Source organism: Agrobacterium vitis, from assembly GCF_013337045.2.
Taxonomy (GTDB): Bacteria; Pseudomonadota; Alphaproteobacteria; order Rhizobiales; family Rhizobiaceae; genus Allorhizobium; species Allorhizobium vitis_B.
Genome location: NZ_CP118260.1, coordinates 359621 through 378487, shown reverse-complemented (window position 1 = coordinate 378487; position 18867 = coordinate 359621). Strand labels below are relative to the sequence as shown.

At 58.3% G+C, this 18867-nt stretch carries 18 protein-coding genes; 11 read left to right on the top strand and 7 right to left on the bottom strand.

Annotated features, from left to right (window positions below; translation table 11 throughout):
* Positions 1 to 196 precede the first annotated feature (196 nt).
* From G6L01_RS19590 to G6L01_RS19565, 6 genes are all read right to left on the bottom strand, one after another.
* Entirely contained in the window at positions 197 to 1297 is a 1101-nt protein-coding gene (locus G6L01_RS19590) for an ABC transporter ATP-binding protein (protein WP_070165265.1), read from the bottom strand.
* Positions 1294 to 2121: a carbohydrate ABC transporter permease gene (locus tag G6L01_RS19585; RefSeq protein ID WP_070165264.1), complete on the bottom strand. Its 828-nt coding sequence runs from the start codon at positions 2119 to 2121 to the stop codon at positions 1294 to 1296. The genes G6L01_RS19590 and G6L01_RS19585 overlap by 4 nt, the downstream gene beginning before the upstream one ends.
* Positions 2118 to 3020: a carbohydrate ABC transporter permease gene (locus tag G6L01_RS19580; RefSeq protein WP_071205699.1), complete on the bottom strand. Its 903-nt coding sequence runs from the start codon at positions 3018 to 3020 to the stop codon at positions 2118 to 2120. Before G6L01_RS19580 ends, G6L01_RS19585 begins: the two co-directional genes overlap by 4 nt.
* Positions 3021 to 3156: 136 nt before the next feature.
* Complete coding sequence (locus G6L01_RS19575) at positions 3157 to 4389, bottom strand: ABC transporter substrate-binding protein (protein WP_070165259.1); 1233 nt, start codon at positions 4387 to 4389, stop codon at positions 3157 to 3159.
* 75 nt (positions 4390 to 4464) lie between these two features.
* Positions 4465 to 5397 (bottom strand): sugar phosphate isomerase/epimerase family protein, encoded by a 933-nt coding sequence (locus G6L01_RS19570; RefSeq protein WP_070165656.1) that lies wholly within the window; start codon positions 5395 to 5397, stop codon positions 4465 to 4467.
* A gap of 11 nt (positions 5398 to 5408) precedes the next feature.
* Entirely contained in the window at positions 5409 to 6449 is a 1041-nt protein-coding gene (locus tag G6L01_RS19565) for a Gfo/Idh/MocA family protein (RefSeq protein ID WP_070165654.1), read from the bottom strand.
* Between the two features lie 356 nt (positions 6450 to 6805).
* On the opposite strand from G6L01_RS19565, the gene G6L01_RS19560 reads away from it, so the two are divergent.
* From G6L01_RS19560 to fucP, 6 genes are all read left to right on the top strand, one after another.
* The gene (locus tag G6L01_RS19560; RefSeq protein ID WP_070165257.1) at positions 6806 to 7843 is read left to right on the top strand and encodes a LacI family DNA-binding transcriptional regulator; all 1038 of its coding nucleotides are present in this window, start codon (positions 6806 to 6808) and stop codon (positions 7841 to 7843) included.
* Between the two features lie 167 nt (positions 7844 to 8010).
* On the top strand, positions 8011 to 9042 hold the full coding sequence (locus G6L01_RS19555) for a sulfate ABC transporter substrate-binding protein (protein ID WP_070165255.1): 1032 nt from the start codon (positions 8011 to 8013) through the stop codon (positions 9040 to 9042).
* A gap of 27 nt (positions 9043 to 9069) precedes the next feature.
* Positions 9070 to 9927: a sulfate ABC transporter permease subunit CysT gene (gene cysT / locus G6L01_RS19550; RefSeq protein WP_070165253.1), complete on the top strand. Its 858-nt coding sequence runs from the start codon at positions 9070 to 9072 to the stop codon at positions 9925 to 9927.
* Entirely contained in the window at positions 9914 to 10783 is an 870-nt protein-coding gene (cysW, locus tag G6L01_RS19545; protein WP_070165252.1) for a sulfate ABC transporter permease subunit CysW, read from the top strand. Before cysT ends, cysW begins: the two co-directional genes overlap by 14 nt.
* A 14-nt stretch (positions 10784 to 10797) precedes the next feature.
* Entirely contained in the window at positions 10798 to 11835 is a 1038-nt protein-coding gene (locus G6L01_RS19540; protein WP_070165250.1) for a sulfate/molybdate ABC transporter ATP-binding protein, read from the top strand.
* A 431-nt stretch (positions 11836 to 12266) separates the two neighbouring features.
* On the top strand, positions 12267 to 13541 hold the full coding sequence (fucP, locus tag G6L01_RS19535; RefSeq protein ID WP_070165652.1) for an L-fucose:H+ symporter permease: 1275 nt from the start codon (positions 12267 to 12269) through the stop codon (positions 13539 to 13541).
* A 59-nt stretch (positions 13542 to 13600) separates the two neighbouring features.
* On the opposite strand, the gene G6L01_RS19530 is transcribed toward fucP, so the two are convergent.
* Positions 13601 to 14065: an SgcJ/EcaC family oxidoreductase gene (locus G6L01_RS19530; protein WP_070165248.1), complete on the bottom strand. Its 465-nt coding sequence runs from the start codon at positions 14063 to 14065 to the stop codon at positions 13601 to 13603.
* Between the two features lie 198 nt (positions 14066 to 14263).
* On the opposite strand from G6L01_RS19530, the gene G6L01_RS19525 reads away from it, so the two are divergent.
* Genes G6L01_RS19525 through G6L01_RS19505 form a run of 5 tightly spaced genes read left to right on the top strand, consistent with a single transcriptional unit; the run spans position 14264 to position 18804 of the window.
* Positions 14264 to 15358 carry a sensor histidine kinase gene (locus G6L01_RS19525; protein WP_081344083.1) on the top strand — a complete coding sequence of 365 codons (1095 nt, stop codon included), beginning with the start codon at positions 14264 to 14266 and terminating at the stop codon, positions 15356 to 15358.
* Complete coding sequence (locus G6L01_RS19520; RefSeq protein WP_070165246.1) at positions 15355 to 16005, top strand: response regulator; 651 nt, start codon at positions 15355 to 15357, stop codon at positions 16003 to 16005. The genes G6L01_RS19525 and G6L01_RS19520 overlap by 4 nt, the downstream gene beginning before the upstream one ends.
* Positions 16002 to 16349, top strand: coding sequence for a CHASE3 domain-containing protein (locus tag G6L01_RS19515; RefSeq protein WP_345799433.1), 348 nt, complete (start codon positions 16002 to 16004; stop codon positions 16347 to 16349). Before G6L01_RS19520 ends, G6L01_RS19515 begins: the two co-directional genes overlap by 4 nt.
* A gap of 35 nt (positions 16350 to 16384) precedes the next feature.
* Positions 16385 to 18358, top strand: a complete 1974-nt coding sequence (locus G6L01_RS19510; RefSeq protein WP_234902131.1) for a hybrid sensor histidine kinase/response regulator — start codon at positions 16385 to 16387, stop codon at positions 18356 to 18358.
* Entirely contained in the window at positions 18355 to 18804 is a 450-nt protein-coding gene (locus tag G6L01_RS19505) for a response regulator (RefSeq protein ID WP_070165243.1), read from the top strand. The genes G6L01_RS19510 and G6L01_RS19505 overlap by 4 nt, the downstream gene beginning before the upstream one ends.
* The last annotated feature ends 63 nt before the right edge of the window (positions 18805 to 18867 follow it).

Sequence of the window (18867 nt, the reverse complement as noted above, 5' to 3'; positions counted from 1 at the left end):
TGCAAGAGTTTTAAACAATGCATAATTTTGCATATAAAATAGGCGAAACTCAGTTTCGCGGCGTGTAGCCTTCAAAACTGAAGGCCCCGATCCTTATATTTCAACAGCCTGCGGCACGAACTTGCCGCAAGCAAAGAATTAGCGTCGGTCAAAAAATAAGCGCTCTAATAATTAGAACACAACAAGCGGAAAATTCTTATCGCGCGCCCTCAAAATCCAGCCGCAAACCGGTCTGCGCATCGTAAAGATGTACGGTCTTCGGATCGATCCCGACACCCAGCCGATCGCCGGAGCGCAGGCCACGCCCACCGGAAACGACAATGGTCAATTCCGGGTCGGTTCTGGTCGTCACATAGGTTGACGATCCCGTCGATTCGACCAGCGCCACCTCAACGTCGAACGCGCCTTGCCCGGATGGCATCAGCGACAGGTGTTCCGGCCTCAGGCCAAGGGTCAGGGGCTGGCCTGGCGCAACGCCAATAGTAATCCCGGCTGCAAATGTCAGTACCTCGGCTTTCCCGACGAAATCGAGTTCCAGGCGAAGTCCATCCGGCGAGACCCGCGCAGGAATGAAATTCATCGCCGGGGAACCGATGAAACCGGCAACGAAGCGGTTAGCAGGCCGGTCGTAAAGGTCCAGGGGCCGCCCCTGCTGCTCGATCACGCCATCGCGCATCACCACGACATGATCGGCCATGGTCATCGCCTCGACCTGATCGTGGGTGACATAGACGGAGGTCGCCTTCAACCGGTCATGCAGCAGCCGGATCTCTTTTCGCATATGCACCCGCAGCGAGGCATCGAGATTGGACAGCGGCTCATCAAACAGGAAGGCCTTGGGATTGCGGATGATCGCCCGGCTCATGGCGACGCGCTGGCGCTGACCGCCGGAAAGTTCACGCGGATAGCGCTTCAACAGCGGCATCAGCCCGGTTGTTGTCGCCACCGCCTCGGCGGCCTGGCGCGCCTCCGCCTTGCCTATACCCTTTATCCGCAGGCTATAGGTCAGGTTTTCCTCAACCGTCATATGCGGATAGAGCGCGTAGGACTGGAACACCATGGCAATGTCGCGCTTGCGCGGCGGCACATTGGTCATCAGGTTTCCCGCGATTTTCATTTCGCCGGCGGAAATCTTCTCCAATCCGGCCAGTGACCTCAAGAGTGTGGACTTGCCACAGCCGGAAGGACCGACCAGGGCGACGAAACTGCCCTTTTCAATGGCGAGATTGATGTTCTTCAGGGCATGGAAAGCGCCGTAATGCTTGTTGACGCCGTTCAATTCGATCTGGATGGTCATTTCAGGGCTCCCGAAGTGAGGCCGGAGACGATGCGGCGCTGTAAAAGAACGAAAATGGCGAGGATCGGCGTCACATAGATCGAGGCATAGGCCATGATCCCGTTCCATTCATTGGTATTGGGACCCATGAAACTGTTCAGCCCGACGCTGGCCGGTTGCAGGTCCACCGATTGGATCATTGATTTGGAATAGACGAATTCGCCAAAAGCCTGCATGAAGATCAGAATGGCGCTGACGAGAATGCCATTGCGGGCCAGCGGCAGGACGATGCTGAAAAACGCCCCGATCCGCGAATTGCCATCGACCATGGCCGCTTCCTCCAGCTCGATCGGCACCGTCATGAAGCTGGAACGCACCAAAACCACGAAGAACGGCATGCTTTTCGCCGCCACCGCCAGCATCACGGCAAAGCGCGGCGTGTTCAGCAGGCCAAGCTGCGAAAAGCCGACGAAGATCGGGGTGATCATCAGCGAGGCCGGTAGAACCTGGAGCATCAGGATCAGGAACAGACCGGCATCGACCCAGCCATTGCGATAGCGCGCCAGCACATAGGCGCAGCCGGTGCCGAGAACGCAGATGATACTGACAGAACCCAGGGCGATCACTGTCGAATTCCACAGATAGCGGCCCATATTGCGGCTTTGCCAGACATCAGCATAGACACCCCATTGCGGATCGTCGGGCCAGAAATGCGGCGGGGTGGCAAACATTGCCGAGCCGGTTTTCAGTGCCGTGACATACATCCAGTAGAGCGGAAAGAGATAGATCGCCGCCATGACGAGGGCGATGGCAAGCATCAGGCGGTTACGAACTGTTTCGCTCATCCGCGCACCTCATGACGTGTGGATCGGACATAAACGAGCGATGCCAGAAGCACGAAGACGGTCATGATCACCGAAACAGTCGCACCCTTGGCGAAATCATATTGCCGGAAAGACAGGTCCCAGGCCCAATACTGCGCCACATTCGATGCATTGGCCGGTCCGCCGGAGGTAATGGCGGCAAACAGGTCGAATTGCTGCAAGGTAAAGATCAACCCCAGCGACACCAGCGCGCCAATGGACGAGCGCATCATCGGCAAAGTGATGGTGTAGAACCGTTGCAGCACGGTCGCGCCATCCAGTTGCGCTGCCTCATACAGATCCTTGGGGATGCCGGATAGCCCCACGGACAGCAGGATCATGTTGAAGGAGGTGCCCAGCCAGACATTGGCGATAATCACCGCCCATAGCGCATAGGCCGGATCGGACCGCCAGAAGATATTGGCGCTGATCAGCCCGGTTTCGCGCAGCATATAATTGAATACGCCGAAATCACCTGAGAGTATCCAGTTCCAGGTCGCGCCGACGACGAGACCGGGCATGATCCACGACACCAGAAACAGGCCGCGCAGCCAGGAGGAACCAGGAAATCCCACCCCGAAAAACAGCGCCAGACCAAAGCCCAGAAGGAATTGCCCGGCAATCGATGCCACAACGAAAATCGCCGTATTGGTGAATATGGGCAGCGTTTCCGGTTGCGCCATCAGGTCGATATAGTTCTGAAAACCGACAAAGGGACGGGAAAAGGTTCCAAGGCTGAACATGTCAACCTCCTGAAAGCTCATCACGATATTATAGATCAACGGCAGACCCGACATGACCAGAAGAAAGGCCAGCGGCACCCCGGCCAGACCGAAGTCGAAGCCACGCCCATCGACAATACTCGACATGATCCGTTTCATGAGACCTCTTTCTCCATTCAGAGCGCCGTCCAGGGGCCGCATTCTCCCAGGAGAAATGCAGCCCCTGCCGGGAGGAAGGGTAGCCATGCCACGCGCATTGACGGCGCATGACGTGATTGCGGGATGGTGTCGACGCTCAGCCCAGGGCGGCTTTGATCTTTTTCTGCGCCTGGTCCAGCGCATCCTTGGGCGTCATCTGGCCAGTCAGGGCGGCCTGAATGGCATCCTGGATCGCCTTGGAGATTTTCGGCCAGGCCGGATGTGGCCCGCGCGGCTTGGCATATTTCATCTGCTCGAGAAACACTTGCAGCGCCGCATCCTTCAAAGGCGAACCCGATGGCGGAATGGCGATGTCGGAACGGGCTGGCAGCTGTCCGAAATTCTTGAACATATCCTTGTCCTGCGAGGCGAAGAACTCCAGCGCCTTGAAGGCTTCGGCGGGATGCTTGGTGCTGGAAAAGATCGCCCAGTTGAAATCACCCATGCCGGAAGACCGTTCAGCGCCGGGGCTTGGCACCGGAAGCAGGGCGACGCCCCAGTCGAACTTGGCTTCCTTCAGCATGCGGTCAAGTTCCCACGGCCCCGAAATCGCCATGGCGGCATTGCCGGAATTAAACGTACCGGTCGAATCCCACTGGCCGCGGGTCAGCGTATCCGGCGAGGCCAGTTTTTCGATCATGATGGTTTTCCAGGTCTCCAGCGCCTTTACCGCGCCCGGAGCATTGATATGGTCATAGCCGCCGCCGCCCATCTGCGCCCAGGGCAGAAACTGGAACGTTCCCTCTTCACTGGCCTTGGCGGAAAAAGCCAGGCCGTAGACGTTCTTAGCCGGGTCGTTCAGCTTGCGGGCAGCGGCCACAAGTTCGTCCCAGGTCTGCGGTGGCTTGAGTGGATCGAGCCCCTTAGCCTTGAACATGTCGCGGTTGTAGTAGAGCGCGATGGTGTTGGTGGCTTTCGGCACGCCGAAATAGCGCTCCTTCCAGGTCACAGACGCAAGCGGTCCCGGAAAATAGTTCTGTGGCTTGATCACATCCGACTTGGCGATCATGTCGGTGAGATCGAGGAAAGCACCCCGCGAGGCAAACAGCGCGTGTTCCGGATTATCGACCGCGATGATATCTGGCGCCTGTCCGGTCGAATAGGCGCGCATCGCTTCCGTTACGACATCGTCGAACTGAAGGAGCCGATACTCGATCTTGATGCCATTGTTGAGCGCGTTGAATTGCTTGACCAGATTGGGCGCAGGCTGGATATCCTTGTCGAGCGACCAGAGATTGAGTGTAACGTCGTCCGCCCGGGCGGTCGATGCAAGCGGGCAAGCCGTGGCAAGAGCCAGCACAGCGATCAAGGCACGTCTGTTGATGATCATGGGTTTCCTCCTCCGTTTCTATCCCGTCCTCCAATCGCCCGGCACCTCCATGCCGGACGATCTCGAGACTTCATGCTATTTCAGCGTTGGGTCTCCCCCGCCATAGACGGCGGTTTCGTCGATAAAATCGCCGCCACGCGCCTGCTTCAGATGGTTGAGGGCATGGACCTGGCCGGTCATTTCCAAAGCGTCGCGATAGACGGGATCATGCCAGCCTTCGATATCGATCGCGCCGCTATAGCCGGCAAGGCGCAACTCGCTGATCACATTGGTCCAATTGCTGTCGCCGAAGCCCGGTGTGCGCATGAACACGAACGGCTCCTTGCCGAAAATGCCGTGTTCACGAATGACATCCCAGCGAATGGTGGCATCCTTGCCGTGCACGTGGAAGATCTTGGATGCCCATTTGCGGATCTGCGGCAGGGGATCGATCAGGTAGACCATCTGATGGCAGGGTTCCCATTCAAGGCCGATATTGTCATCCGGGGTCTCGTTGAACATCAACTCCCAGGCATCGGGGTTATGGGCAATATTCCAGTCTCCGCTCTGCCAGTTGCCGTCCATGGCGCAGTTTTCAAAGGCGATGCGAATGCCCTTGTCGGCAGCGCGCTTGGCCAGTTCGCTCCAAATTTCGCGGTAGCGTGGCAGGCTGTCCGTCAATACCTTACCTCGCAGCCGCCCGGTAAAGCCGGCAACGCAAGTAGCACCGAAATGATGGGCATTATCGATGCATTGTTTCCAGCCCTCCAGCGTCTCAAAGTCGATGTCGGTTTCCTCAAGCGGATTGCCGAACATGCCGAGCGTCGAAATGGTGATGTCCCGGTCGCCGATGGCATCGACGCAGCGCTTGCCGAGTTCGGCAAGGTTCTGGCCCTTGGTCGTCTGCCAGAAAAACGGCTCGAAACTTTCAAAGCCAAGACCGGCGATTTCCCGGATGCGGGTGGCGGCATCGCCGTTATTGCCGCTGATCATGGTGCCGATACGAATGGATTTTGCAGGATTGCTCACAGTCATGGTCCTTATAGCGAAGCTGAAATGTCGATACGCTTGCCGCTCTTGGCGCTTTCGATGGCGGCAAACACCATGGCAAGACTGTTGATATTGTCGAAACCGGCGGTCTCGGGCGGATCGCCACCGGCAACTGCCGCAATGAAGCTTTCCAGCACGCTGGCATGGCCATGCGTCTCGCCCGGCGCGACGTCTTCAGAAACGTTTACGGTCGAATATCCACGCAACAGGCCGGGTTCGTCTGCGGCAATGGAGGCTTCAAACGTCTCTTCCCCATCCCAGGTCAGCATGCCCCTGCTGCCGACCAGCCGCCACGCACTTTCCCAACTCGTCCTGTGCCCTTCGGCGCACCAGGAGCCGCGATAGGTGAAGACCACATCGTCAGTGAACTCGAAGATCGCATTGGCGCTGGCGCCATGGGCATACCAGGAGCCTTGCGGATTGCGCTCCACGCAATAGGCCGCCAGCGGCTGACGATTGGCTATGAAACGGGCGGCATCGAATGTATGGATTGCCATGTCGAGCAGCAGGACATGCTCCATCTCATCCCTAAACCCGCCGAAATGCGGTGCCAGGAAGAAATCACAATGCACTGCCGTCAACTCACCGATCGCGCCGCTGTCCAGGAATTGCCGCATCCGGCGGACCCCTTGAATGAAGCGGCGGTTCTGCACGACGGCGTGGATACGCCCCGTCTCAGTGGCCAGTTTAACCAGGGCCTTCGCCTCTTCCAGCGTATTGGCCATGGGCTTTTCGCTGAGCACGTGGCATCCGGCCTTCAGCGCGGTGGACACGATATCGAAGCGGGCCGCCGGGATGACGACATCGAAGACCAGATCGGGTGCCGTCTGTTGGAGAACATCGGCAAGACTGTTGCCCGTCACCGCACCTTCGAAGCCGAATTCCTCTGCCAAGGCCTCGGCTGCTGAAACATTGACGTCAACGAGCCCGACGACAGAAATTCGCTCGGCAAGCGAGGGCGTGTCGGCAATGGCCCGAAGCCAGCCCTTGGCCATAGCTCCGCACCCGCATAAAACGGCTTTGAATTGCAAGATATCCTCCCTTGCATCCCATCCGGTCGCTATCGCGCCAGACATGGTTCCAGTTTCCGGTTTTCGATAGGCCGAAACAGCAAACGCTCTTCCGACAGCCTCCAGCCGCGCAAACTCCTCTTTGCATCGGTTTCCGTAAACGTTTACGATACTAATCGCGGTTTTTGTCTCATGTCAATACGCGGCCTGGTTATTATGCCCGGCGACACGATAAACCGCTTCAAGCTCAAGGGAAAAACCGATTCCTGCTTGCGAAATTTTACAGTACACCGGACAAGGCAGAGCATGGGATTTACAACCGGCCTGCTCATCGTAGCGCCTTTTGGTGAGGTGGCTTCAGGGAGAAAGTATCTGGCATGAAGGGCATACATCAGCTTGCAAAACATCTCGACATCTCCATCGGGACCGTGTCGCGCGCGCTGAATGGACGCCCCGACGTCAATGCGGAAACGCGACGGCGGGTGCTGGAGGCCGCTGAGCAGCTGGGCTATGTCGCCAATCAGTCCGGCCGCAGCCTGCGCAAAGGCACGACCAATGTCATCGGACTGATGATCGAGGCCGGCAAGGATAATGCCGACAACAGCGACAACTTCTTTTTCGGCGTCATGGACGGCTTGCAAACGGTGTTTGCCCGCCACAATCTCGACCTCGTCCTTCTCCCCTGCCCCGCCGACGAAGACCCCCTTGAGTATCTACAGCGCATGGTGGCCCGCCGCTTGGTCGATGCGATGATCATTTCCGCCACCCAACGGGTCGATAAGCGCATCGACCTGCTGATCAAAACCAAGATACCCTTTGTAACCCTGGGGCGCAGCACATCCGGTGGCAGCCATACCTGGATCGACCTCGATTTTGCCGGTGTCGCCAATTCCGCCGTGGATCGGCTGGTGTCGAAAGGTCATCGCCGCATCGCCATCGCCGCCCCCTGCACCGATATCAACCTCGGCACCGTGTTTACCGATGCCTATCAGGCCGCACTTGAGCGCAATGGCATCACATTCGATCCGGCGCTGGTGCTGCGGGCAAGATCCAGTGAAAGCGGCGGTTATAATGTTGGCAGCGAACTGTTAGCGCTCGATCCGCGCCCCACCGCCGTCATCCTGGTCTATGAACTGATGGCGATTGGCCTGTACCGGCGGCTGGCCGAAGCAGATATCATCCCCGGCAAGGACATCGCCGTCATCGGTTTTCGCGAGTCCCCGCGCGCCCAATTTTTGCAACCGGCATTGACCTGCTATCGCTTATCCCTGGAGGATCTCGGCGTAGAGCTGGCAGAAACCTTGCTGGCCTCGATGCCCGACTATGCCGAGAGCTACAAGACCCATGCCGGCAACCGTCTCTGGCCGCTGGAACTGGTGCCCGGCGCAAGCGATACTTTCCATCTGGCGCCGTGAGGCAATGCCCCCGGCGCTGAAAAATCCTGCCGCTCTGAGCCGGAATGACGCTTGAAATTGCTAAACTGGAAGCGCTTGAGGGCACGTTCTCTCTCGAATTATCCTTATCCGTTGACATACTCTATAACCTCAATAGATTTTACAGTCTTAGGGGTAAGGAGATCGCAATGTCCCGCTTTCGAACCATGAAGATCGTTGCCGCAATGACACTGGCGGCAAGCCTTGCCATGCCGGTTCTGGTGGCCCCAGCTGTCGCCGCCAATGTCACGCTGCTGAATGTCAGCTATGATCCCACGCGCGAGTTGTACAAGGATTTCAACCCCGCCTTCGCCGCCTATTGGAAGCAGAAGACCGGCGATAGCGTCTCGGTGAGAATGTCGCATGGCGGTTCCGGCGCCCAGGCCCGCTCGGTGATCGACGGTCTTGAGGCCGATGTCGTGACCCTGGCATTGGAAGCGGATATTTCCGCCATCGCCGAAAAGACCGGCAAGATCCCTGCCGACTGGAAAACCAAACTGCCAAGCAGCAGCGCACCCTATACATCCACCATCGTCTTTCTGGTGCGCAAGGGCAATCCGAAAGGCATCAAGGACTGGGCCGACCTCACCAAGGACGGGATCGAAGTGATCACCCCCAACCCGAAAACCTCGGGCGGTGCCCGCTGGAACGTGCTGGCCGCCTGGGGCTGGGCGTTGAAGGCCAATAATGGCGACCAGCAAAAAGCCAAGGACTATCTGAGCGCCCTGTTCAAGCATGTGCCGGTTCTGGATACCGGGGCGCGCGGCTCCACCACCACCTTCGTGCAGCGCGGCATCGGCGATGTTCTGCTTGCCTGGGAAAACGAAGCCTTCCTGTCAATCGATGAACTCGGCCCCGACAAATTCGACATCATTGTGCCGTCCGTTTCGGTCAAGGCAGAACCGCCAGTCGCCGTCGTTGAAGGCAATGCCAAAGCCCATGGGACGGAAGCAGTCGCCAAGGCCTATCTCGATTATCTCTATTCCGACGCCGGGCAGAAAATCGCTGCCAAGCATTATTATCGCCCTGCAAAGCCGGAGCTGGCCGATCCCGCTGATTTGAAGCGCTTCCCGTCTGTTGATCTCGTCACCATCGAGGATTTCGGTGGCTGGGCAAAAGTACAACCGCAATTCTTCGCTGATGGTGGCCTGTTCGACCAGATCTACCAGCCCGGAAAATAAGTCAGCCAAGAAAGTAAGAAAAACAGAATGGCCCATAGTCCTGTTCAAGGCAGGTGGCAATTCCGTCAGCCGAGCGTTCTTCCCGGATTCGGGTTAACGTTCGGCTTCACGGTGTTTTACCTCGCCCTCATCGTTCTCATTCCCCTGTCCGGTCTGGTCTGGCGCTCCGCCGAACTCGGCTGGGCGGATTTCTGGCATATCGCGTCTGACCGCAGGACGCTTGGCGCACTGAAGGTCAGCTTCGGCTCGGCCATCCTGGCGGCACTGCTCAATGTCGTATTCGGCGTATTGGTCGCCTGGGTGCTGGTGCGCTACAATTTCTGGGGGCGGCGGATCATCGACGCGATGGTCGATCTGCCCTTTGCGCTGCCAACCGCCGTTGCCGGTATCGCCCTTGCCTCGCTCTACGCGCCAAACGGCTGGATCGGCTCGCTTCTTGCGCCGCTTGGACTTAAAGTCGCCTATACCCAGGCTGGTATCGTCGTTGCCATGGTGTTTATCGGCCTGCCCTTCGTGGTGCGCACCGTGCAGCCGGTCATGGAAGAAATCGACCGCGACGTGGAGGAGGCCGCAGCAACGCTGGGCGCCAGCCGCTTCGCAACGATTTTCAAAGTGCTTCTGCCGGGCCTTGCACCGGCTATTCTAACCGGCTTTGCCCTTGCCCTGGCGCGTGGGGTCGGGGAATATGGATCGGTGATCTTCGTTGCCGGCAATGTACCTTATGTGTCTGAAATCGCACCCCTTCTCATCGTCATCCGGCTGGAGGAGTTCAACTATGCGGGCGCAACCGCCGTTGGCGCGGTGATGCTGGCGATTTCCTTTGCCATGTTGCTGCTGATCAATCTCATTCAGGCTGCAAGCCGGAGAAAATATGGCAATGACTGACCGCCGCTCCCCTACCTTTCATCGAGCGACGACCGAGACGCCTGTCGTCCAATGTCTGCTCATTCTCGTCTCACTGCTGTTCCTGCTGCTGTTTCTGGTGCTCCCGCTGGTGGCGGTGTTTTCCGAGGCATTCCGCAATGGCGCCAGCGCCTGGCTGGAAGCGCTTGTCGAACCCGACGCCCTCTCGGCCATGCGGTTGACACTGCTGGTCGCGGTAATCGCCGTTCCTGCCAACGTGATCTTCGGCATTGCGGCCGCCTGGGCGATTGCGAAATTCGAATTTCACGGCAAGGCCTTCCTGATCACCCTGATCGACCTGCCATTTTCAGTGTCGCCGGTCATATCCGGTCTGGTCTATGTGCTGCTGTTCGGCTCCAACAGCCTGCTTGGCCCATGGCTGCGCACGCATGGCGTCGAGATCCTGTTTGCCGTGCCGGGCATCGTGCTGGCAACGATTTTCGTCACTTTCCCTTTCGTGGCGCGCGAACTGATCCCGGTCATGCAGGAGCAGGGCACTGGCGATGAAGAGGCCGCAATCAGCCTCGGTGCCAGCGGCTGGCAAACCTTCTGGCGGGTCACCCTGCCGAATATCCGCTGGGGATTGCTCTACGGCGTGCTGCTGTGCAACGCCCGGGCCATGGGAGAATTCGGCGCGGTCTCGGTGGTTTCAGGCCATATCCGGGGTGTGACCAACACCATGCCGCTGCATATCGAAATTCTCTATAACGAATATAACTTCGCCGCTGCCTTCGCGGTCGCTTCACTGCTGGCTGGGCTGGCATTGGTCACCCTCGTTCTCAAGACAACCATTGAACTGCGCTATGCCGACCAATTGTCGGCTGCCCGTGGGCATTGATCGGGAATTCGCTCATGGAACTGAATATTCGCAATATCCGCAAGGACTTCAACGCGACCGCCGCCCTCCACGAACTGTCGCTGGACATCCGCTCCGGCGAGCTGATCGCGCTTGTCGGCCCCTCCGGTTCGGGAAAAACCACCTTGCTGCGGCTGATCGCCGGGCTTGAGCGGCCAAGCGCCGGGCAGATTTTCTTCGGCGACGACGATGCGTCGCGCAAGACGGTGCAGGAGCGGCAAGTCGGCTTCGTGTTCCAGCACTATGCGCTGTTCAAGCATATGACGGTGCTGGAAAATGTCGGCTTCGGCCTCACCGTTCGGCCAAAGTCGTCGCGTCCGCCCAAGGCAGAAATCCGCAAGAGGGCCTTGGAGCTGCTTGATTTTGTTCAGCTATCGGGCCTTGAAAAGCGCTACCCCGCCCAGCTCTCCGGTGGCCAGCGCCAGCGCGTCGCGCTGGCCCGCGCCATGGCAATCGAGCCCAAGGTGCTGCTGCTGGACGAGCCCTTTGGCGCCCTCGATGCCCAGGTCCGCAAGGATTTGCGGCGCTGGCTGCGGGAAATTCATGATCGCACCGGCCATACCACCGTGTTCGTCACCCACGACCAGGAAGAAGCCCTGGAGCTTGCCGACCGGGTGGTGGTGATGAGCCAGGGCCGCATCGAGCAGGTCGGCACCGCTGATGACGTCTATGACAATCCGGCGGCCCCCTTCGTTCACCGCTTCATTGGTGAATCCTCGGCGCTGCCGGTGCGCATCGAATCCGGCCAGATCTGGCTTGATGACCGGCCAACCGGGCTGAAATCCGAGGGCAACGGCAATGCGACCCTGTTCTTCCGGCCGCAGGAAGTCGAGATTGTCGATGGCTGTGGCGGTTGCTTTGCCGGAACGGTGATCAGCAGCCGAAGGCTGTCGGGAACCCGTCGTCTGGAACTGGAGCTTGGCGGCGCACGGCATCTGGCGGAAATCGACGTTCCCGTCGATCATCCCGCCGCCACCCGAACCGGGATATCCTTCCGGCCCAAACGCTGGAAAGTCTATCCGGCAAGCGCCTGAATCATGCATCACAAGGCATCAGCATCGTGCGGCAACCTAGAAACCGCACGATGCTGGAGGATGTTTACACATCTTCGCCTTGTATAAATTACCAATATCTCAAACACATAGAGAAAACCGGGCCGAAAGGCTCGGTCCCTCAAATTGCACGGGATTACACCCTGCATCTTCTTGCGGTGCCCTATCAGGAGCGATAAGCCAACAGGGCTTACAACTGGCCGTCCTCCCAAGCGGACAGTTGTCAGTCGCGGTTGCCCGCAGCCAGCACGCCGAAATCACGGCCAGGCATTTTTGCGGAACAATCACGCTCTCCTCCGCGTTGCGGGCCGGCACTTGCGTATTCGAGCCGCAGCCACGGCCATCGCTCCGCCAGATCGTTAATCCATGCCGCAGTGTTCCCGCTGCGCCGCATCAAGAAAAAAGAACCGAAAATGGCAGGAATTCAAACAGGCGCGTCACAAACCGCGCGCGCAGGAGCCAGCCGCTCCTACACCGGTCCGCTGATTGCGCTGACCTCTCTTTTCTTCCTCTGGGGCTTCATCACCTGCCTCAACGATATTCTTATCCCACATCTGAAAAACGTATTTCAGCTGAATTACACGCAGACCATGTTGATCCAGCTGTGCTTCTTCGGCACTTATTTCATCGTGTCTCTGCCCGCAGGGGCTCTGGTCAAGCGCATCAGCTATAAATGGGGCATCGTCACGGGGCTTCTGGTTGCTGCCATCGGCTGCGCCCTGTTCATCCCCGCTGCAAGCATGCGGGTCTATGGCCTGTTTCTCGGCGCGCTGTTCGTGCTGGCGGCAGGTGTCACCATTCTCCAGGTTGCGGCAAACCCCTATGTTACCGTGCTGGGCGCCCCTGAAACGGCTTCCAGCCGTCTTACGCTGACCCAGGCTTTCAATTCCTTGGGCACCACCGTCGCGCCGATTTTCGGCGCCTTCCTCATCCTGTCTTCGGCAACGGCTGCCGTTGAAAATGCCACACCGGAGCAGATGGACGCCCTGCGCATGGCGGAAGCCGCAGCGGTCAAGTTTCCTTATCTGATGCTGGCTGCCGCCTTCCTTGTTCTCGCTGCCATTTTCGCAGCGCTGAAACTGCCGGCTGTCGAGGCCGAAGAAGACGCCAAGTCCAGCGACATTTCCGGCTCCGCCTGGGGCTATCGCCATCTGGTTCTCGGCGCGGTCGGGATTTTTCTCTATGTCGGCGCAGAAGTCAGCATTGGCAGTTTCCTGGTGAACTTCATGGCCGAGCCCAGCATTGCTGGCCTGCCGGAACAGACCGCTGCGCATTACGTCTCCTATTTCTGGGGCGGTGCCATGATCGGGCGTTTCATCGGTTCTGCCGTGATGCGCTACATGGATGACGGCAAGGTTCTGGCCTTCAATGCGGTCGCAGCCGGTATTTTGCTGCTGGTCACCGTGCTGACAACAGGCCATGTCGCCATGTGGTGCGTGTTGTCGATCGGCTTCTTCAACTCGATCATGTTCCCGACCATTTTCAGCCTGGCGCTGAAGGGCCTCGGTCGCCATACCAGCCAGGGTTCCGGCATTCTTTGCCTCGCCATTGTCGGCGGCGCGTTGTTGCCACTGGTACAGGGTGGGCTTGCCGATACGGTCGGCATCCACCTCGCCTTCCTGATGCCGATCTTCTGCTACGTCTATATCGCCTATTATGGCGCGCTCGGTTCCAGAACCGCAGCATAAACGGATGTCATTGCATGTCGCCGCGCATCCGAGCGCGGCGACATGTTCATAGCTTTCCTTTACGACGTGCGTTCCGGCATTGCCGAAGAGTGATGGGAGGAAATCAGCCATTTCCCACCATCATAGTCATAGGTGAAGGTATAACGCGCCGGAACCTTCGTGCCATCCCCCAGGGTGAACGTGTAGACGCCGGTATCAATGGCCGTGTTGCAGCCCAGCTTGATCGTCCGGTTATTGACCACGCCCTGCGGCTTCTTTTTCAGAAAATCGACAAAATACGCGCGACGCTCGTCCTGCGTCAGCCGCGGCTGGTTTGACAGGGTCGCCAGCAAAACCGCATTGCCCTCATAATTTTCGACGACTTTCTCCGGATCGAGCGTCGCAAGGGATGCGTTCCAACGGTCAAACAGCTTTTCCACCTGTCCCTCTGTCATCGGCGCGCATTCCTGTGCCATCGCGGGTGCGGTAAAAGACGATACCGAAAGACCGGCGGTTACACCGAGTGCCAAAAGAATTTTCTGCATGAAAGTGCTCCTTTATCAAGCCCGAGCCAAGCCAAACGCCGGTCGGTTGCTTAGAAAAGTGGCCATCAAGACGGGCTGTTACGTCTGCCGCATGGTGTCGAAAGGATATGCCGAATGGCCTATGTAAAATGGCCCCATGATTTCTTATCTCTCCCCTCGGATAGCTGAACGCACCTTGATACAGGAGCATGATGACGAATGATGACGGCGACGGACCCGGAACACCTTGCCTCTCCCATTCAGGAGTTGCGCAAACTTTACCGGGAGGCGGAAGCCAGGGCCAGCCGGTTACGTCTCATTGTGGAAACACGCGCCAGCCTTGATCACTATCCGCTATCGCGCGCGATCACTGATATCACCGGATTAATCTCCAGCTTTTGCGGCGGCGCGACAATTCATTTGCGCCCACCAACAGAGCAACACCAGACGATTGCCGATAACGCCATGGCAAGCAAGGATGGCAGAACGGTCATCACCTTCGAGGATCGATCGATCGCAAGGATGGGTGAAGAAGATAAAACCAGTCTTCAGATCGTCGCCGACCTTCTTGCCGCAGCCGTTTTTGCCGATGACCGAGAACAGGAGCGGGAAGCCCTGCTCCTGACGCTTGCCGAGCGAGAAAAGCAGCTCGCGCAATTGGTGGCCGCCATTCTCTCCACACAGGAACGAGAGCGCAGCCATATTGCCTATGACCTTCATGATGGCGTGGCCCAGACCCTTGTCAGTCTGCTGCATCACTTGCAGGCATTGGAAGCAGATCCGGGCTTGACAACAGCACTCGCAAGAAAGGTCGATCAATGCAGCGAGATTGCCCGCATGGCGATCCAGGATATCCGCCATGCGATTGCCGACTTGCGGCCCGCCGAGCTCGATGACCTTGGCTTGCCAGCCGCCATCAGTGCAAAGCTGGACACCGTCGATGAGATTGCCTGTCGGCTGGACAACCGGTTGCCGGATGGCCGTCTGCCTCAAGCCATTGAGATCGTCCTTTATCGTGTGGCGCAGGAAGCGATCACCAATGCCCGCAAACATGCGGGCTGCCAAAATCTGCATGTGCAATTGCGGATTGATGCCGGGCATGTCGTCCTTGAGGCGAGCGACGATGGTTGCGGTTTTCCCCTTTCCGCAGGGCAAGGCGAAACCAAACCCGTCCGTGGCTTCGGGATCGGTCTGTCGGCGATGCAAGAGAGGCTGTCGCTTGTCAACGGCACGCTGGATATCATCAGCGCCCCAAATCAAGGCACGCGGCTGATCGCCCGCGTTCCTCTGACCGAAAAAGACCAGAGCCGATGACCAAAGCGCGTATTCTGATTGCCGACGACCATGATCTGGCCCGATCCGGCATTATTTCGGTCCTGTCGGGTGCGCCAGACCTGGAGGTCGTGGCCGAAGCGCGAGATGGGCTGGAAGCAATCGCGCTTGCCGCACAGTTTTTGCCTGATATCGCCCTGCTCGATATCAGGATGACACCGATGGACGGGTTGGCGGCGGCGACAGAAATCCGCCGCGTATCTCCCTCGACACGGATCATGATGCTGACGATGCATGACAGCCTCGACTATCTGGAAGCAGCCGTTAAGGCCGGAGCCAGTGGCTACGCGCTGAAAGATGTGCGGCGTGACACTTTGCTGCGGATGATCCGGGCTGTTCTCGACGGCCAGGAATTTTTCGATACTGGATTGGTGCGGCGGATGCTGACCCGCGTCTCGCGCACATCGCCAGCCGAGGATGCCATTTCACAGCTGACCACCCGTGAGCGGGAAATTTTGCAGGAAGTGGCACGGGGCGCGACCAACAAGGAAATCGCCCGCAGACTGTCCATCGCTCCGGGCACGGTCAAGGTTCATGTCGAGCGCATCATTGCGAAATTGCGGGTGGGCGATCGAACCCAGGCCGCCGTGCTGGCAGCGCAGGCCGGATTGGTTGCGGGAGAGGCATGATGACGGATATCCCGGCAAAGACCATGGTGTCCGCCCACAGTCGCTTTCGCTTTCTCAACCAGCCTTTGGCCGTCAAAGGCCTGATCGTGATTGCCCTGCCCCTGGCCTGTCTTCTCATTGCCCTCGGCTCGGTCTTCCTCGCTGATCGTGAAAGCCGAAAGGCCGAAAATTACGTGCGCGTCACCTTCGCCATTCAGCAGAATATTCTGGAGCTACACGCTTTGCTGGCCGAAGGAGCCTCCGGTGTGCGGGGATATCTTCTCACCCGCGACGAAACGTTCCTCGCCCCCTACAACAAAGCCGTGACGGAGTTACCGGCGGTGTTTGCCGCGATCGGCCACTGATCATCGATGCGGAACAGCTTGAGCGGCTAAACCGGATGGAACCACTGGTCGATAAAAAGCTGAAGGGCCTTGCCTCGCTGATGCAAGGTTCGGTTTCGAATAACCAGATTCCGGAAGCTTTGCGGCAGACATTGATTGCCAACAAGGCCTTCCTGGACGAGCTGCGCCTGCAGATCGCCGAGATGCGGCTGAGGGAGGACGCGCTTCTGGCGCAACGAACGGCCAAGGCCGATGAAATCCGGGCGCTGTCGCAAAGAATTACCCTGTCGGGCGCCATCGCTGGCGTTATCGGATGCATCGGCGCCATCGTCCTAATGTCGAAAGGTATCGTTCGGCGGGTCGACCGGCTGAAACTGGCCGCCAGCCGCCTCGCCCAGGGCCAAAGCCTGAGGCTGTCAGAACATGCAACAGACGAAATCGGTGAATTGTCGAGCGCGCTCGAAGAAGCAAGTCGCCTGCTGACAGCGCGCGAGGAGGCCTTGCGGGAAAGCGAGGAACGCTTCCGACTGCTTGTCGATGGTGTCCACGACTACGGTATTTTTGGGCTGGATACCGACGGCAATGTGGTGAGCTGGAATGCGGGTGCAGAGCGTATCAAGGGGTACCGCGCCGACGACATCATCGGCCAGCACTTTTCTCGCTTCTATCCTCTCGAGCATCGAGAAACACTGCCACTTCAGGAAATGGCGCAGGCCGCCGCTTTTGGCCGTGTCGAAGACGAGGGATGGCGGCTGCGCAAGGATGGCCGCCGCTTCTGGGCCAATGTGGTGATGACAGCCCTGCGCGATAAACAAGGACAATTGCGGGGCTTTTCCAAGATTACCCGCGACGTGACGGATCGCAAACGAACCGAAGAAGCCCTGCTGACAGCACGGCGCGACGCCGAACGGGCCAGCCAGGCCAAGAGCGAGTTTCTCTCGCGCATGAGCCATGAATTGCGCACGCCCCTAAATTCCGTTCTGGGCTTTGCGCAGATCCTCGACATGGACATCGAAGATCGGGAGATGCGCGAAAGTCTGGCGCAAATCCTCAGAGCCGGGCGGCATCTGCTCAGCCTGATCGATGAAGTTCTCGATATTGCCCGGATCGAAGCGGGCCGCATGGAACTGTTGATCGAGCCGGTCGGATTGGACGATATCGTAACTGAAGCCATTGCCCTGGCGGCTCCCTTGGCCGAACCGAAGCAATTGACGATCAGCGTCGAGATGGAGGCAGCGGGCCAAGCCATTGTTGCGGTTGATCGTCGCCGGTTTTTGCAGGTGCTGCTGAACCTGCTTTCAAATGCGGTGAAATTCAACAGGGATGGTGGTGATATCCGGTTGTCCGCTCATTGCTTGGCAGAAAACATCATCGCAGTCGATATCACCGACACGGGCTGCGGAATTGCTGATGTGGATAGAGACCGGCTGTTCAAGCCGTTCGAGCGGCTTGGCACCGACCGAAACGCCACGACCGGCACAGGCCTTGGCCTTGCTCTGTCGCTCAATCTGATGCGGGCCATGGATGGCGATCTTTTCTTGACCGAGAGTGGCGCGACCGGCTCGGTATTCTCCATCCATATTCCCGTGTCGCAAGCCCCTGACGCCTTCACAGAGAGCGTTAAAACAGATGAGAAACGGGCAGCCCCAAGCGGATCGACCGGCAAAGCCACGGTCCTTTGCATTGAGGACAACCTTGTCAATCTCAACCTGATTGAGAACCTCGTGCGCCGCCGTTTAAAAACCAGGATCATTCCGGCCATGTTGGGCGGCCTTGGGTTGACGCTTGCCTTCGAGCACCACCCCGACCTTATTTTGCTGGATGTTGATCTGCCCGACATGAATGGACTATCGGTGCTTGCCGCCTTGCGCGCCGATCCTCGGACGCAAACCACCCCGGTCGTTGTGATAAGCGCCGATGCCACGGAAAAAACACGCATGCTGGCGATGGAAAAAGGCGCGACACAGTACCTGACCAAACCGCTGGACGTGCGCCGCTTGATGAAAACCCTGGATGAGGCTCTGACGTGAAATTTCCCTTCGACCTCGCCTCAGAGGCGCAGATACTGATCATTGATGACGAACCCGCCAATATTGCCCTATTGGAAAGGCTTTTGCGGCGCGAGCGTTTCGACAGGATTGCATCGACCACGGACCCGCGCGAGGCCACCGCTCTTTTTACAAAGCATAAAGCCGATATTATCCTGCTCGATCTTCTGATGCCGCATCTGGATGGTTTTGCCTTGCTCGACAGGTTCACACGGCTGATCGGACCGGATGATTTTGTCCCCATCCTCGTGCTGACAGCCGATGTGACAACAGAAACACGCCGCCGCGCCCTGTCGCTGGGCGCAAAGGATTTCCTCGTCAAACCGATCGATACGGTGGAAACGGTTTTGCGTATCGTCAATCTGTTGGAAACGCGCTTTCTGTTCAAGGCATTGAAGACGGCAACGCCACCAGATGGGGCTGATTGATCAGGTCACCGGTCGATTGTGAGGTTGAGATAAAAACACCAACCCTGGAAAATCTTTTGGCAG

Excerpts from the sequence above, each read along its gene's own strand:
- G6L01_RS19590 (WP_070165265.1), bottom strand. The coding sequence starts at position 1,297 with ATGACCATCCAGATCGAATTGAACGGCGTCAACAAGCATTACGGCGCT.
- G6L01_RS19585 (WP_070165264.1), bottom strand. The coding sequence starts at position 2,121 with ATGAGCGAAACAGTTCGTAACCGCCTGATGCTTGCCATCGCCCTCGTC.
- G6L01_RS19580 (WP_071205699.1), bottom strand. The coding sequence starts at position 3,020 with ATGAAACGGATCATGTCGAGTATTGTCGATGGGCGTGGCTTCGACTTC.
- G6L01_RS19575 (WP_070165259.1), bottom strand. The coding sequence starts at position 4,389 with ATGATCATCAACAGACGTGCCTTGATCGCTGTGCTGGCTCTTGCCACG.
- G6L01_RS19560 (WP_070165257.1), top strand. The coding sequence starts at position 6,806 with ATGAAGGGCATACATCAGCTTGCAAAACATCTCGACATCTCCATCGGG.
- G6L01_RS19555 (WP_070165255.1), top strand. The coding sequence starts at position 8,011 with ATGTCCCGCTTTCGAACCATGAAGATCGTTGCCGCAATGACACTGGCG.
- cysT (WP_070165253.1), top strand. The coding sequence starts at position 9,070 with ATGGCCCATAGTCCTGTTCAAGGCAGGTGGCAATTCCGTCAGCCGAGC.
- cysW (WP_070165252.1), top strand. The coding sequence starts at position 9,914 with ATGGCAATGACTGACCGCCGCTCCCCTACCTTTCATCGAGCGACGACC.
- G6L01_RS19540 (WP_070165250.1), top strand. The coding sequence starts at position 10,798 with ATGGAACTGAATATTCGCAATATCCGCAAGGACTTCAACGCGACCGCC.
- fucP (WP_070165652.1), top strand. The coding sequence starts at position 12,267 with ATGGCAGGAATTCAAACAGGCGCGTCACAAACCGCGCGCGCAGGAGCC.
- G6L01_RS19530 (WP_070165248.1), bottom strand. The coding sequence starts at position 14,065 with ATGCAGAAAATTCTTTTGGCACTCGGTGTAACCGCCGGTCTTTCGGTA.
- G6L01_RS19525 (WP_081344083.1), top strand. The coding sequence starts at position 14,264 with ATGATGACGGCGACGGACCCGGAACACCTTGCCTCTCCCATTCAGGAG.
- G6L01_RS19520 (WP_070165246.1), top strand. The coding sequence starts at position 15,355 with ATGACCAAAGCGCGTATTCTGATTGCCGACGACCATGATCTGGCCCGA.
- G6L01_RS19515 (WP_345799433.1), top strand. The coding sequence starts at position 16,002 with ATGATGACGGATATCCCGGCAAAGACCATGGTGTCCGCCCACAGTCGC.
- G6L01_RS19510 (WP_234902131.1), top strand. The coding sequence starts at position 16,385 with ATGGAACCACTGGTCGATAAAAAGCTGAAGGGCCTTGCCTCGCTGATG.